The 14,420-nt window shown below is 42.1% G+C and carries 15 protein-coding genes; 4 read left to right on the top strand and 11 right to left on the bottom strand.

All coding sequences use genetic code 11. The features are described from left to right. Positions 1-22 precede the first annotated feature (22 nt). The 3 genes from J7W08_RS02635 to J7W08_RS02625 are packed head-to-tail and all read right to left on the bottom strand — an operon-like array spanning position 23 to position 4,170. On the bottom strand, positions 23-1,297 hold the full coding sequence (locus J7W08_RS02635; RefSeq protein ID WP_233085104.1) for a type II secretion system F family protein: 1,275 nt from the start codon (positions 1,295-1,297) through the stop codon (positions 23-25). A 4-nt stretch (positions 1,298-1,301) separates the two neighbouring features. Further along, positions 1,302-2,225 carry a type II secretion system F family protein gene (locus J7W08_RS02630; protein WP_233085103.1) on the bottom strand — a complete coding sequence of 308 codons (924 nt, stop codon included), beginning with the start codon at positions 2,223-2,225 and terminating at the stop codon, positions 1,302-1,304. Continuing rightward, positions 2,218-4,170, bottom strand: coding sequence for a type II/IV secretion system ATPase subunit (locus J7W08_RS02625; RefSeq protein WP_233085102.1), 1,953 nt, complete (start codon positions 4,168-4,170; stop codon positions 2,218-2,220). The genes J7W08_RS02630 and J7W08_RS02625 overlap by 8 nt, the downstream gene beginning before the upstream one ends. Positions 4,171-4,402: 232 nt before the next feature. Between J7W08_RS02625 and J7W08_RS02620 the strand changes: the two genes are divergently transcribed. Both J7W08_RS02620 and J7W08_RS02615 read left to right on the top strand, forming a co-directional pair. After that, positions 4,403-5,923, top strand: coding sequence for an AMP phosphorylase (locus J7W08_RS02620; RefSeq protein ID WP_233085101.1), 1,521 nt, complete (start codon positions 4,403-4,405; stop codon positions 5,921-5,923). Positions 5,924-5,928: 5 nt separating this feature from the next. After that, positions 5,929-6,465 carry a tRNA (cytidine(56)-2'-O)-methyltransferase gene (locus tag J7W08_RS02615; RefSeq protein WP_233085100.1) on the top strand — a complete coding sequence of 179 codons (537 nt, stop codon included), beginning with the start codon at positions 5,929-5,931 and terminating at the stop codon, positions 6,463-6,465. A gap of 153 nt (positions 6,466-6,618) precedes the next feature. Here the strand turns inward: J7W08_RS02615 and J7W08_RS02610 are convergent, their stop codons facing one another. Both J7W08_RS02610 and J7W08_RS02605 read right to left on the bottom strand, forming a co-directional pair. After that, positions 6,619-6,855, bottom strand: a complete 237-nt coding sequence (locus tag J7W08_RS02610; RefSeq protein ID WP_233085099.1) for a hypothetical protein — start codon at positions 6,853-6,855, stop codon at positions 6,619-6,621. Continuing rightward, positions 6,856-7,596: a Nif3-like dinuclear metal center hexameric protein gene (locus J7W08_RS02605; RefSeq protein ID WP_233085098.1), complete on the bottom strand. Its 741-nt coding sequence runs from the start codon at positions 7,594-7,596 to the stop codon at positions 6,856-6,858. It abuts the gene before it with no gap. A 589-nt stretch (positions 7,597-8,185) separates the two neighbouring features. Between J7W08_RS02605 and J7W08_RS02600 the strand changes: the two genes are divergently transcribed. Beyond that, entirely contained in the window at positions 8,186-8,977 is a 792-nt protein-coding gene (locus J7W08_RS02600) for a beta/alpha barrel domain-containing protein (RefSeq protein ID WP_233085097.1), read from the top strand. Positions 8,978-9,085: 108 nt separating this feature from the next. Here the strand turns inward: J7W08_RS02600 and J7W08_RS02595 are convergent, their stop codons facing one another. The 4 genes from J7W08_RS02595 to J7W08_RS02580 all read right to left on the bottom strand — a co-directional run bounded on the left by J7W08_RS02595 (position 9,086) and on the right by J7W08_RS02580 (position 11,550). Continuing rightward, positions 9,086-9,616: a metallophosphoesterase family protein gene (locus J7W08_RS02595; RefSeq protein WP_233085096.1), complete on the bottom strand. Its 531-nt coding sequence runs from the start codon at positions 9,614-9,616 to the stop codon at positions 9,086-9,088. 125 nt (positions 9,617-9,741) lie between these two features. Then, positions 9,742-10,707: a permease gene (locus J7W08_RS02590; RefSeq protein WP_233085095.1), complete on the bottom strand. Its 966-nt coding sequence runs from the start codon at positions 10,705-10,707 to the stop codon at positions 9,742-9,744. A gap of 153 nt (positions 10,708-10,860) precedes the next feature. Next, positions 10,861-11,247 (bottom strand): putative zinc-binding protein, encoded by a 387-nt coding sequence (locus J7W08_RS02585; protein WP_233085094.1) that lies wholly within the window; start codon positions 11,245-11,247, stop codon positions 10,861-10,863. Positions 11,248-11,316: 69 nt separating this feature from the next. Beyond that, positions 11,317-11,550, bottom strand: a complete 234-nt coding sequence (locus J7W08_RS02580; protein ID WP_233085093.1) for a thioredoxin family protein — start codon at positions 11,548-11,550, stop codon at positions 11,317-11,319. 373 nt (positions 11,551-11,923) lie between these two features. Here J7W08_RS02580 and J7W08_RS12255 point away from each other — a divergent pair, with 373 nt between their 5' ends. After that, positions 11,924-12,664, top strand: coding sequence for an endonuclease NucS domain-containing protein (locus J7W08_RS12255; protein WP_375141057.1), 741 nt, complete (start codon positions 11,924-11,926; stop codon positions 12,662-12,664). Between the two features lie 86 nt (positions 12,665-12,750). On the opposite strand, the gene J7W08_RS02565 is transcribed toward J7W08_RS12255, so the two are convergent. Next, the gene (locus tag J7W08_RS02565; RefSeq protein WP_233085092.1) at positions 12,751-13,365 is read right to left on the bottom strand and encodes a helix-turn-helix transcriptional regulator; all 615 of its coding nucleotides are present in this window, start codon (positions 13,363-13,365) and stop codon (positions 12,751-12,753) included. Between the two features lie 22 nt (positions 13,366-13,387). Next, on the bottom strand, positions 13,388-14,272 hold the full coding sequence (locus J7W08_RS02560; RefSeq protein WP_233085091.1) for a hypothetical protein: 885 nt from the start codon (positions 14,270-14,272) through the stop codon (positions 13,388-13,390). Positions 14,273-14,420: the final 148 nt, after the last annotated feature.

The raw sequence follows: 14,420 nt of genomic DNA, 5'->3' as shown, positions 1-14,420 counted from the left end.
TTGAACTACAAGCATCTTTTCATCATAGGATCAGGAAGCATATCCAGCCAATAAAGGTCATTATGAATGAGTGCTTCAGACCTCCTGAAAGGCGATTCTCTCCCAATTGTCCTGCAACCAGACCACTCATGAATCCCTGTAGCAGACATGCGTGGAAAAGGGTACGTATGAAAGCATCGGGATCGAAACCTCCAATAAAGGAACCTCCAGCAGATGCACCTGCCACAGCCTGACTTGCTTCGTACATTGTCGGAACAAAGCGAGTTGTCAGCATCAATATAACAAAGATGAACACAAAGAAAGCAATGTAGCTTATCACTACGTAAACAGCCATGTTACCACGACGTTCCCTCTCAAGTGTCTTTATTTCGCTTGCATCCCTGGCAGCAGCTTCAAGTACAAATGACACACGACCTCCTGCACGGCTTGCCTGAGTGATCAGAGCTACAGCACGTGATATAAGGGGAGTGTTCATTCTTTTTGCGAAGTATTCGATGGTTTCCTCAAAGGAAATACCCCAGGAGACAGATGCATCCATTTTCTTGATCTCATCCGTCATTTCACCATATTCACCCTTTGCAACAGTACCTAATGCTGCAGGGAGAGTGAGGCCCGCCCTACTCATTTCCGCAATATCACGCAGGAAATTTGGCATGTACTCCTCGACCTTGTTGACAAATTTATGCTTCCTGTAATAGGTTATTGCTGGCGGGATGATAAATATCCACACCGAAAATAAGATCACATGGTCGATAGTTGGCGTTCCCCAGGTGAACGAGAATCCCACCAGCATGAACAAAAGAGCGGCAGGGCCACTGAATAACATAGCATAATAAGGATACCTATAAAATGCATCTTTCGGGTCCTTAAGGAATTCTTTCAAGCGAATGTTCTTTCTTGAATCTCCAAGCCTTAAATCAATGACATATTGTTCAATCCTTTTGAGTTCCAACTCATCCATTTCCGGGATCTCAGCTTCATGAATTACAATAGGTTCACCGTTTGGACCAAACTCAGTGGCTTCGGCAAGATCAACGGATTCAGCAAGATTATCGGCTTCGGCAAGATCAACGGATTCAGCAAGCTCATCAACTTCAGCAAGCTCATCAACTTCAGCAAGCTCATCAACTTCAGCAAGCTCATCAACTTCAGCAAGCTCATCATCTTCGGCAATCTCATCGGCTTCAACAATCTCATCAGCTTCGACAATCCCATCGGCTTCAGTAAGCTCATCGGCTTCGATAATCTCACCAGTTTCAGCAATATCATCAGATCCAGTGTTCTCTACATCCTTCATTTTCTCACTCCTCCGGCGTCATTGCACTGACAAGAACTATGAACATAAGAGTTCCAATTGGGATCATACCATATACCATCAGATAAAGGAACATAAAGTCTGCTCCACCCATCAATGCTACGATCGATATTACTACTATCAGGAAAAGAGGACCTGCTACAAATGCAGTAACATATGTTTCACCCATAAGACCCAGCGTCTCAAGGAATTCCTTTTGCCTTTGCCTGTTGTCGATAAGATATTGATCGGCCTTGATCTTAAAGTAAGGCTCCAGATCACCACCTGATGTTACAACGGTAATTGAACCCTGCAGGAATTCCTGCATCATTGGAGAAGGAGTAGAAGCTGCGAGGTTCTTCATTGCACTTACAAGGTTATACCCCAATACTTCAAGGTCACGCACAAGATATCTTGCTTCCACAGCAACTTCGCCATAGATCTCATTGGATGCAAGGGAACGGAACAGATCTACCGGAAGAACCCCTGCTCCGGACATGGCAGACATATAATTGATACCATAGGGAAGCATCTGTTCTATCTTTCGCTTTCGATCAGATGCTACAATAGCCGGATATAATATGGCAAAATAATAGATACTGCTGAAACAGAGAACTGCAAATCCAATGCCTCCGAACACGCGCAGTGCAAGAAGCTTATAAGCAGCATATTTTGCGGTCCATACAGGGAAACCAAGTGCAATTCCAGAGATATCAGGAATTGGAATTATGGCCAGAAGCGCATTGAACAGGATAGACATTAACACAGTACTCATGATTGCCATTAGAAGGACACCTGAAAGGTACCTGTCATAACCTATGTTGATCCTGCTTTTCATAAGGTTTTTTCTAAGTGAGAAATACTTTGAACGTTTGTTCACATAGTGTTTCCCAAATATTGCAAATGCAATACTAAAATATGAATTATCCATTCAAATCCTGCCTTATAACTTTCAGTAGTGTTTCAGGTTCACGTTTATACGCAACCACGATCTTAGAGAAGTCCCTGAAATGGGTGATCTTCTTCAAACGTGCCCACTCCATGACATCCTGACGCTGTTGTAACTCCTCCCTTACCCTGGCCTCGGTCCAACCTCTTGCATCCATAACACTCTCGAGAACATAGGAGCGGCCTGAGTACTGGAAAAGATCCTTTGCAGCATTCCAGGAGAATACTTCATTTGTCAGCAACTCACCAGTCCTTGGATCAACACCAACGATCTCTGTAAGAGTTTTACACCGCCTGACCCTTTCACCATCCACTTTTACCTGAACCTGCAAAGATACAATATCAAGAGCCTGTATCATGATCCTCGGGATATTGATCGGAGGGTTCTCAAGCCTGTGTACGATCGACTGCACAGAGTCAGCATGCATTGTAGAGAACGTTGTGTGTCCTGTTGACATTGCCTGGAACAGAACATATGCTTCAGCACCTCTTACTTCACCCACCAGGATATATTCCGGACGCTGCCTCAGTGATGCCCTCAACAGTTCATACATTTCAATGGAACCTTTGGATTCGCCACCAAATGCTTCACGTGTAACACCGGGGATCCAGTTGGGGTGAGCAAGGTTCAATTCCCTTGTATCCTCAATGGAAACGATCTTCATTTCCGGCTGGATAAATATTGAAATAGCGTTCATTGCAGAGGTCTTTCCTGAAGCAGTACCTCCGGAGAAGATGACACTCTTGCTTGAATCCACAGCAAGCCACATGTATGCCAGCATTGCTGTCGAGAACGTATGATAACCAATAAGATCGGAAGGTGTAATTGGATCCTCATTGAATCGACGTATGGTAAAAGTACTACCCCGGGTAGTGATCTCTCTTCCAAGTGTTAATTGTATACGTGAACCATCAGGCAACGTTGCATCAAGCAACGGATTTGCTATGGAGATATGCTTACCACATATTTGTGCAAGCCTGATAGCGAGTGGGTCCAGATGATCGTCCGAATCGAACAGCACATTTGAAGGAATGGACTCATACTTCTTGTGGTATATGTAGATCGGCGTATTAGGACCATCACAGGATATATCTTCTATTAACAGATCGCGCATCATGGCATCGATCTCACCATATCCTAGATAGTCACGGATAATGTAATACATGATCTTCTCACGTGTAAGAGTGGTGAGCCGGATCCTATAATCAACAAGGAAGATATTGACGTTCTTACGCAGGTATTCTTCTGCAACTTCTCTTGACATGCTTTTCAAGTGTGCATGAAGAACCTCAGCTATACGCTCCTTGATCATCCTGAACAATTGTTCTTCTTCATCAGTAAACTCTGGTTCAAGCACCTGATATTGATACTCATGAAGGTCAGAATTATAAGAAACTCTTACATAAGAATAAGGAGGATTTATTTCAAAGAACTCGATCTCTTCAAACCCGGACTCTTCATCCAGAGAAATATCTACAAGAGGACCATGGATGGCAACATCATATTCCTCTACCTCGAAGTCCTTTGTCTTGAAAGCATTGATAACTCGCTTATGGAAAGGTTCTTTCTTGAAAATGAACATCGGAGTCTCTTCAAACTCCTCAACTTCTTCCTCCTCTTCTGCAATCTCTTTTATCGTCTTTTCCCATAAGGATTCAATTTCCTCTGGTAGTTTGTTTTGATCATCACTTTCATCTTCATCATCAGTGGAAATGCTTTCCATGTCCTCGATATTCTCATCAAGTTCTTCTGTGTAAAGTTCATCTGAAAGAGAATCATCTTCAACTATGTCTACTATATCAACGATGCCATCTTCCACAGACTCGATCTCGTCTTCCTTCTCGGCATTTTGAGGATTCAAATTTTCAACCATTATACCACGCCTTTGGTAATTGCCATTCCTGATCATAACAACAATAAGAAACATTCAGGCCCCCATGCCTGTCCTCTATTATTGTTAAAAAGAGTACGCATCTACGGCTTATATAGTTACCGCAGATTATACCCATTACTCATCATAATGATAATTATGTTGAACGCTATAAATCATTATTGGTTAATTCAAAAGATCAAAAAACCGAACATACCCACAATGAATAAGCAATGTAAATCTATTTATCCACAAAAACAAAAGTAGTACAGAGTTTAAGGTGAAAAATATGCAACTAAAAGTACAACCTATTGATATCAAAGTTGGCAAATACAAAGTAATCCTGAACACCATCGATGCAAAAGAGCTTGGTGTCAATGAAGGAGATCGCGTTCGAATAAAGAATCATGAAACGCTTACAGCCATTGTGGATTTTACCGAGGACATGATATCACCGGGAATGATCGGCCTTTACCATGAGGTCAAGGAAGCTATGCAAAAGGAATGGACCGAAACAATAGAGGTATTCCCTGCAGAAAGACCGATGTCGACATACATCATCAAAAAGGTCATGGATGGAAAAAAGCTCACTAAAGAAGAGGTCGATACACTTGTAAAGGACATTGTGGAAGAAAATCTTAGTGAGATCGAACTTGCAGCCTTCCTTACTTCAACATACATTAACGACATGACAGATGATGAAACAGAATGGTTAACAAGAGCCATGATCGAAACAGGTGATAAGCTTGAGTTCGATACACACCTGATCATGGATAAACATTCCATAGGAGGAGTGCCTGGTAACAAAATATCACTTCTTATAGTACCCATAGTTGCAGCTAATGGACTCGTCATACCAAAAACCAGTTCAAGAGCAATAACCGGAGCAGGGGGGACTGCTGACCTGATGGAGATCCTTGCACCGGTAGAGTTCGATGCTGATGAGATAAAGAAGATGACCGAAAAAGTTGGTGGCGTTCTTGTATGGGGAGGTGCCACAAACATCGCACCTGCTGATGACAAGCTCATTAAGGTCGAGTATCCGCTATCCATTGATCCACACTGCCAGATGCTGGCATCTATTATGGCAAAGAAAGGTGCAATTGGTGCAACTCACGTTGTAATGGACATACCAACCGGACCAGGTACAAAGATACCAAATGTCCAGGAAGGAAGAAAACTTGCAAGAGATCTCATTAATCTGGGAGACAGGCTTGGAATGGATGTTGACTGTGCTTTAACCTACGGCGCATCACCTGTCGGACGTACAGTTGGTCCTGCACTTGAGGTCATTGAAGCATTAAAGGTCCTTGAGAACTTCGATGGCCCTAACAGCCTGATAGAGAAGAGTGCATCACTGGCTGGAATGCTTCTCGAGATGGGAGGAGTGGCTGCCAGGGACCAGGGATACGATCTTGCTATCGAGACCCTGAAGAACGGAAAAGCCCTTGAGAAGTTCAAGCAGATCATCGAGATACAGGGCGGAAACCCGAATGTAACCCACAAGGATATTCCGGTGGGCGAATTCACTAAAGACATTCTTGCCCCTACCAATGGATATATCCTGGAACTTGACAACAAAAGGCTCGTTCAGATCGCAAGGATCGCAGGTGCTCCAAATGATAAAGGAGCAGGTTTAGTTCTCCACAAAAAGCTGGGCGAACCGATCAAAGAAGGAGATAAGTTGTTCACCATTTATGCTGAGAAAGAAGCAAAACTGAACACTGCATTCCAGAATGCTAATGCAAAACCACCATTCATCGCAGAAGGAATGCTACTGGAACGTATCCAGAGCTTCAAGGAGATATGAGTTCGATGCCAAGAGTAGTAATACTCCGTCTGGGTCATCGTCCAGAGAGAGATAAGAGAATTACCACCCATGTTGGACTGACAGCCCGGGCACTTGGTGCAGAAGGAATGCTTCTTGCATCCAATGACAAAGGCATTAAGAATGCCATTGAAGACGTTGCAGATCGATGGGGAGGAAACTTTTACGTCGAGAACGATGTGAACTGGAAAGCTGAGATAGAAAAATGGAAAGAAGAAGGCGGAAAGGTCTGCCATCTTTCCATGTACGGCATAAACCTGCCTGATGCAACCGAGGATATCAAAATCTGTGAGAAGCTCATGATCGTTGTCGGTGCCGAAAAAGTACCTACTGAAATATATGACATGGCAGACTGGAATGTTGCAGTAGGCAACCAGCCACACTCAGAAGTTGCTGCAGTTGCCCTAACAATGGACAGGATCGCACAGGATGAACCTTTAAGGCAGGAATTCCCAGATGCAGAACTAACTATCATACCCACAGAATACGGTAAAAGAGTAATTGATAATAAAATAAAAGAATAAGACCTAAAAAAGTTAAAAACAAACAGGAATAAACTCTGAGATATGCAATATTAAGCATAGCAGGAACAGCTACAATGTGCAAGTTATTCCTAATATGTTTCCTGTTTGTTATTTGATTTCTTTTTCTGATATTAAAGATCTCCATTTCTGGACTCATTTCTGGCCTTCTTTTTTGCCCTGTTCTTTGCTATCATCAGAACTTACTGCTACTCCCCGATTAACAGGAGGTTTGTCAAATTTACCATAGCCCCTGTGTTTTTTGCACCCGGGAGCTTTAGACTGTTCCATCATCAGTTCATCCAGTTCTTCATCCGTCAGTTCTTCTGAAGCTCCATTTTCTTCATTTTCTTTTCCTGCTGCTACTGCCGATGCTTCTTCTTTAGAGTTCATTCATAACACTCCGATAAATGGATCGTTGTCAATAAATTCCACATCAATGTTGAGCATGTTCTTCAGACGCTCACAAAGCGATTCCATTGCAGGGTTCTCTGTAGCATAATGAGTGGCATCCACAAGCAAGATATCATCATAATTACGCAGTACATCATGCTTAAGCTCAGCAGAAACATATGCATCAACATTGTGCTCTCTTGCTATGTCAAGGAAATCGTCCTTAAAGCCACTCCCACCAAACACCATTACATTTCTTATGGAATCCTTCTCACCCACATATTGCAGATGAGTGTTGAGGCTCTTTGAAACATGATTCACGAAAACATCAACAGAGCAATCATCGATCCTGCCGATCCGACCCATGCCTACATCCTTCACATCACCAAGACCAAGACGCCGGGCAAGCACATCATTAACACCACCCTCAGCCCTGTCATAGTTCGTATGCATGGAATAAAGGGAAATACCATTGTCAAGAGCGATCTTTAAAAGACCTGCAAGCTCTTTTGAGATCAGGTTCACAGAATGGAATATCAGCGTGTGATGGGTAATAAGCAGGTCCGCACCTATCTGAGCTGCACGTTTTAGAACATACTCCGTAGGATCAAGTGCAACAGCTATCCTGTTGACATCATTATCCAGATCAAGAGTAAGGCCGATCCTTCCAACATCGAAATCCTCTGCCAGTTCAGGAGGTGCGATCTCCTCAAGTGTTTCTACGATAACTGATAGTTCCATGCTATAGCAATAATTTTTTGGAGATATCAATTTATCGGAAAAAGGTCAGAGAACCAATCGATAGATATATAACCGTTATGTTCATTCATACATAACGATAACATAACGCTTCGACCAGTCATGAGAGCAAATGATCAAGAATGCACCATAGGCTCGAAATCACACTTATATGATCGACCCCCCCTGCATCTCACCCGTATTCCCTGTATAAGTTCATCTACTCCGGCAGTGGAATAAGGAAAGTCTTGAACAGGGAAACAGGGTCATCACATATGTGCAGGCACCAAAACAGTGCTTAATGTAGAGGTCAGGTATGGAAATCACAGAGATATTTGGCGTGCTTGCTGCCAGAATCATGATCTTTTCCATACCGCCTCTGCAAAACTCTTTCTAATACGCAAAAGAGGTAATTAAAGGAGCTGTGCATGCAGTAAAAATGTAAACAACTGTATGAATTAATAACTTAACAGCGTTAATTTGAGAAGAAGTTAACAAGCTATTTATATACCCTATCGATATTTGCAACCCATAAGAAGAGATCAATGCAATAAGACAGTGACTGTATTGATAGATCGTAAAAGGTGACAGGATGATTGAAGAATTCGAACATTATCTGCTTGAGGATTGCCCCTACGGAGATGAGACCACAGAACTCCTTGGTATCGAAGGAGAAGGAAGCCTGACTATAAGGTCAAGAGACCCGGGTATTGCCTCCTGTGCGGATGACCTGGCAGAATTCTATGAAAAGAAAGGCTTGAAAGTGAAGATGCATCTCGAAAACGGGAAGGAGTTTGCAGAGAATGCTGTTCTTTTCGAAGCAGAAGGTGATCTACGTAAACTTTTCAAGCTATGGAGGATCTCACAGACATTTCTTTCAATGACCTGCGCCATTGCAACAAAGACAAAGAGAATGGTGGACAGTGCAAGAGAAGTGAATCCTGACATAATGATAGCCACAAGTAGAAAGACACATCCCGGCTTTCGCAAATACGAGTTGAAGTCCGTACATGTAGGTGGCGGAGACCATCATCGAAATTCTCTCAGTGATTCCATCCTGATAACACAGAACCACTTCAACGTGGTCGGTTCTTTTGAAAAGCTCAGGGCTATGAGGAAGATAGAGATAGAACCACGCACAAAGGAAGAGGTTTTCCAGTATGCACCTATTGCAGACATACTGCTACTTGACCATTACACCCCCGAGGAGCTAAAAGAAGTGGCACCAAAGCTAAGGGAAATAAATCCAAAACTCGAGCTTGCTGTCGGCGGTATTACATTTGAGGATATCCCAAAATATGCAGCATCAGTAGATTTTGTAGTTACCACAGCACCATTTTATGCAAGCCCTTTTGACCTTACAACTAACATCGAAAGACAGTAACATTGCAGTCCGGCCTGCCATGATGAACTGATTGCCAAAAAATAAAGATCAAGTTCCAGAGAAACTGAGATGGAGGAATTGAAAGATCAAAGATAAGGAGCTTTGAACTCACTTCCTCTCATACTCAAAATAACTACACACATCCCCATCACACCTTATCACCCTTCCTTTTACCTTACCCTCAAATATCTCAAGCTCTATGGCGCTGGGTTCAGCAATTCCAGGCACTATCGCACTGCCCGGGGAGAGCAGAAGTACTTCATAATCCTCGATGATCGGATGGTGGAAATGACCGAAGATCAGGACATCCACACCCATCTCTTTTGCCAGATAGCGCAGGCCGTCCGGGTTATCTGATGTCAGTTGGCCCTTGTGAATGACCCCTACTCTTACACCCTCAACCTCAATGACCTGCCTTTCAGGCAGTAGTTCCATCAATTCAGGAACATCAGTATCTCCGTGGACTGCCACAAGGTCTCCCAAACCGGACAATTCATTGTAACATTCCAGCGTCTCAAAATCCCCTGCATGGATCAATATATCACTATTTTTGATAATTGTGACCAGATCACCCGGCAACAACTCAAGAAGTGACTGCCCGGACTTAATATGAGTATCTGATAAGATAATTAGTTTCATGTGACCCCCATTAACTTATTAAAATGTTGTATTGACAGAATATACTGATTTCCCTACAAGGAAGAAATACATTTTGAAAGAACAAGAAGAGCAAGATCAATATCTTGCTCATCAGGTATCCTTTTTTACAGAACCGCATTAAACATATATCCTGTGAATATCACAGCTACTGCCACGATAGACACGAACAGGGCGATCAGTTCATTGCTCAGGACCTTTTTCAGTATGATCATCTCAGGCAGTGATACTGCAGTAACAGACATGAGGAATGCCAGAGAAGTACCAATAGGAAGCCCTTTTCCAATGAGACTTTCAACTACAGGGATCAGACCCATGACATTGGAATAGAGTGGTACGCCTATTAGTACTGCAGCAGGGACAGCGAGGAGATTATCTTTTCCTGCATACTGTGCAAGTATCCCTTCTGGAGCAAAACCATGGAATATACCTCCAAGAGTTACACCTATAATAACATATAACCAGACCTTACCAACGATGCTTTTGACCTCATCAACAGCGTAATCGAGCCTCTGTCTTGAAGCCATCTCAGCTTCTTTGAAAGGCAGAGAGTGGACATTGTAGACGAAATCTGCAACGTATCGTTCCAGCTTGAGCAGGCCTATGATATAGCCACCGACAACACCGATAACAACACCTGAAACAACATAGAGTGCAGTAGCCTTGAATCCCAGTGTGGCCCAAAGTACAGCAATGGCCGCTTCATTCACAAGAGGAGAAGTGATGAGGAACGAAAATGTCACACCAAGAGGCACTCCCGCTTCAATGAAACCGATGAAGATCGGAACGGATGAACATGAACAGAACGGAGTGACAGTACCCACAATTGATGCTGCTACATTGTATACCGGTCCTTTTTTGCCCCCAAGTATCCTTCGGGATTTCTCAGGAGTAATATAGGACCTCATGTAAGCTATCAGGAAGATCATTACAGAAAGAAGTGTAAATATCTTCAGTACATCGTAGATAATAAAATTCAGGCTTTTTGCAAGACCTGTGGTGGCTTCGATCCCAAGTAGATCGTAGGTGACCTTATCTGCTATCCACTGCATGGGATAGAACACGTCAACCATAGTATCATTTCCTCCAGAGTAAATTGACAGGGGAGCAGAATCTTTGGATTATCCGGCTGACTCGCACCTGTCATGTATCTTATAACATCACTTTTTTAGTGGACACAGTAATTTTAGTATCCTTTTCGTATTCACAAAGATCACAGGGATCGATCAGAAAAGCTTGACACACTTTTCCAGAATATCTGAGATAACTGAATCCTCGATATCCATATCCCTTGTCTTCTTCACGCCAAGTTCAGTGACAACAATATGTCCATCCACTGCAATCCCGGCGTTCTCGAAAATCTTAGAGGCACAGTTCATTGGACAGCCATCTATCACAACAACCCTGTCACACCCCTCTGCAGACTTCAACTGACCAGGGACCTTAGCACCTATTCCGGAGGTACACAGCATCTTGCCCTTTCCAGCTTTAGTCAGTTCTATTGCCAGCTGATTAGAGATAATACCTACATTCGCTGAGCCTGAACATGGATAGATACCAACGATCTCCGACTCGCATTCACATTCACAACCACATTTCATACTTTCAGTCATTTTTAGCACCTTTTCTAATTTTGTAATTTTAATTCTGTATCATGGACATGAAACTGTATTATTGCCCGTTTATCCATTGATCCATTTTCTTACATTGTCTTCACTGGGAACTCTGCCGGCAACCATTACCTCACCGTCAATGACAAGTCCCGGAGTGATCATTATACCATAGGAAAGAATAGTCTCAAAATCTTCAACCTTGACAACATCCGCCTGTAGTCCGCTTTCCTGAAGAACTTTTTCAACTACTTCTTTTGTCTTAACGCACTTTGCACATCCGGTACCGAGTATTTCTATTTTCATACGATCACATCCAATCTTTACCATAGAGCAATCCTGGTAATTCGAGTAACTTCAAGCTATTTCAAATAATATTGAAACTTCGTATTTCGAATAATGTTGAAATAGATATAAATAGATATTGGTTTCAAATTAATTAGAAATAGATAATAAGCATTATACTGTAAATCTTCAAGAGAATTCCGACAAAATTCCAAAAGAGGAGAAATGTTTGTGATCGATCAGAATAAGGTTTTCTTTAGTTCCCCCAGTCAGCACCTTTAAATGTACTAATAAATAATTTTCAATTCGATCTTTGAAGCTCAATTTGGAATTACAAAAACTCCCTATGCAAGTAGTACTTGATTTTATATCGGGAGGTTGTAAGTGTGATAGTATGGATAATTTCAGGTACTATGTAAGAGATGACACTCCGGTAGAAGTAGCGGAATCGACATTAAGGACCCTTCAGGCCATCAAGGAAGAACATGATTGCGATTATACAATAATTGCTATAGAGGAACTTTCAGAGGATGAACAGGAAGATGTTCTGGAAAATATCCGAATATTAAGCCGGAGGAACACGGTCGGTGTTGTAAGTAAAGGCAGAGGTTCCCTTCCGATCTCACGCAAGAAGAATCTCAGCAATGTAGGTATTCTCATCCATTCACGTGATGAAAAAAATATTTCAGTCCACCCTAACGTGAAGAACAACAAATTAACAACCGTTGTCCAGTACCTGAACCTTATACTGAATTCTTCCAGTGTGGAAGATGCACTTGACTCTAGCCACATTTCCGAAGATGACATCTCAAGGATGATCACCAGCCTGCCGGAACTGATCGAAACCGGACTTACCTTCCACGAGATCGAAGTGGAAGTTGATGGTGGAAGAATAGATGCGGTCTTTATCGACGAGCAGGGAAAGCACTTTTTGATAGAGATAGAGATCAACGCAAAGGACAATGCCATCGGTCAGGTGCAGAGGTTCAAGCTCCCTTATGCTGAAAAGTATGGGGTCGATCCTGAGGATATAAGGCTGGGGATCGTTTGTACGAATATTGACAACAGCAGGATGACAGCATGCCGTGGTGCTGGGATAGAGGTTTACTGTCTTTGTTTGAAGAAGATGGAATGATGCGAATAAATTGTAAAATGGTTCACCTGATAAAACCTAACAATAGCAATATCAGTTATAGAAATACTGTTATAGAAGCATTCGTTTCATAGTGAAATAGCAATCTTATTCGTATTCCCATAAGGCTTTCTTTCTATCAGTGCTTTATCTTCAAGCTTTTTAAGAATACGGCTTACCTTTACTTTGGAAAATCCGGATTCCAGAACAAGTTCACTCTGAAGGATCTCTTCCTTTTCAGCTATGATCCGGTATAACTTTCGTGAATCACCATCAAGAACTCTTGCAACAAGGTCCTTTTTGTGTGCAGTGTCATCTGGCTTTTCAACATTACTGACAGGATTGAATGATGGTGATATGGCGGTAGCTGAATTATGGAATTCCGGGCGTGGATCAGCATCATTGGACGAATTAGAACTAACAATGGGATCAGAAAGGTACTCATCCGCTTCAGGAAGATTCTGTTTATCTGAACTGAATATGTCTGAGGTAAACATCGTAGCACAATAGGTTGCAACCGATGCCATTATAAGCATCAGGAAAACCGAATTTATTGGGAACATAAGAGGCACCTCGACCCCGACAGTGCTTCCGTCTTTCAGAGAAACAGAAAGATCTGACATGCCCTGTGAAAAAAGAAGCAATGATAATGAGAACAGAGATACTGCAAGGATAATCGCAAAAAATGTATCTTTCTTTTCCATGCCAGATCCCCTCAATGTAAGTTCAGACCCATCCTACCTCAGCAGTTGTGCCAATTTCTATAATATTGCCTTTGACCACTGAAATATTGTTCATGTTCTCAAGCACCGCGCTGAAGTGTTCGATCGTTTCTTCATCGCCTTCGATAAGTTTTTCAAGTTCATCGTAGGAAACTACCACAAAACTTCCCCCTTCAACCGCAGCAAGGTTGATCAATGAATCCCTGTTATAGAAATTAGCATAATCTTCCGAATACAACAGAGTATCATCTTCATAGACATTCAATGTAATAGTCTCTTCAGCACCATCAGGCTTACCCCACTCGAAACTGGATCCGGTAGAGAAATAGACCTTGTTGAAGTCATTTATTGGCAACCTTCCGGAGATGATGACCTGATCATCGGATGTATCGATAGCATGATCATAAGTTGAATTTAGCTCAACTAGTATGGAACTGATGTTCTCATTCAGTAAACTTTCCGGAATAAACAACTTTTCAGTGATCTTATCCTCAGAGAGGTAATATTTGGTTAGGTCCTGAGAATATTTGATATTACCATCACTTACAATATATTCAATTTCTACAGGTGCTGCTGAAACCTGAATTTCATTAAACCTGACCCTATCGGTGAAATAGAATTCATCAAACTCGTTTACAGCTGAACCCTTAAGAATAAAGCCATCATCTACCATCACAACATTGCCCGGATTTGAACTCTCCAGATCCTTAATAATGACCACGACATCATCGTTTACAAGAGAACCTGGAATACGTAATTCTTCTTTAACAGGATTATCGGAATTATCATCAGTCAGAAGGAACGGACTGACCGCGGCCCCTGCGATTGCAGCTAGTATGCACATGGTTATCAATAGAACAGCCATTTTCCCATTATTGAGGTCCATCATAAGCATTAACTCCTTTTATTTCATAATATATAAGGCAATGTGTTTGAGCAATTGAATCATAATTTCAAAAAGCTACATCTGGAACAGATGAAAGAGAAACATTTGAAACACCCCAACATTACTTTTTTGCACCGGAATAAAACAAAAA

Source organism: Methanococcoides orientis (assembly GCF_021184045.1).
Taxonomy (GTDB): domain Archaea; phylum Halobacteriota; class Methanosarcinia; order Methanosarcinales; family Methanosarcinaceae; genus Methanococcoides; species Methanococcoides orientis.
This window is presented reverse-complemented; position numbering and strand designations above follow the sequence as displayed.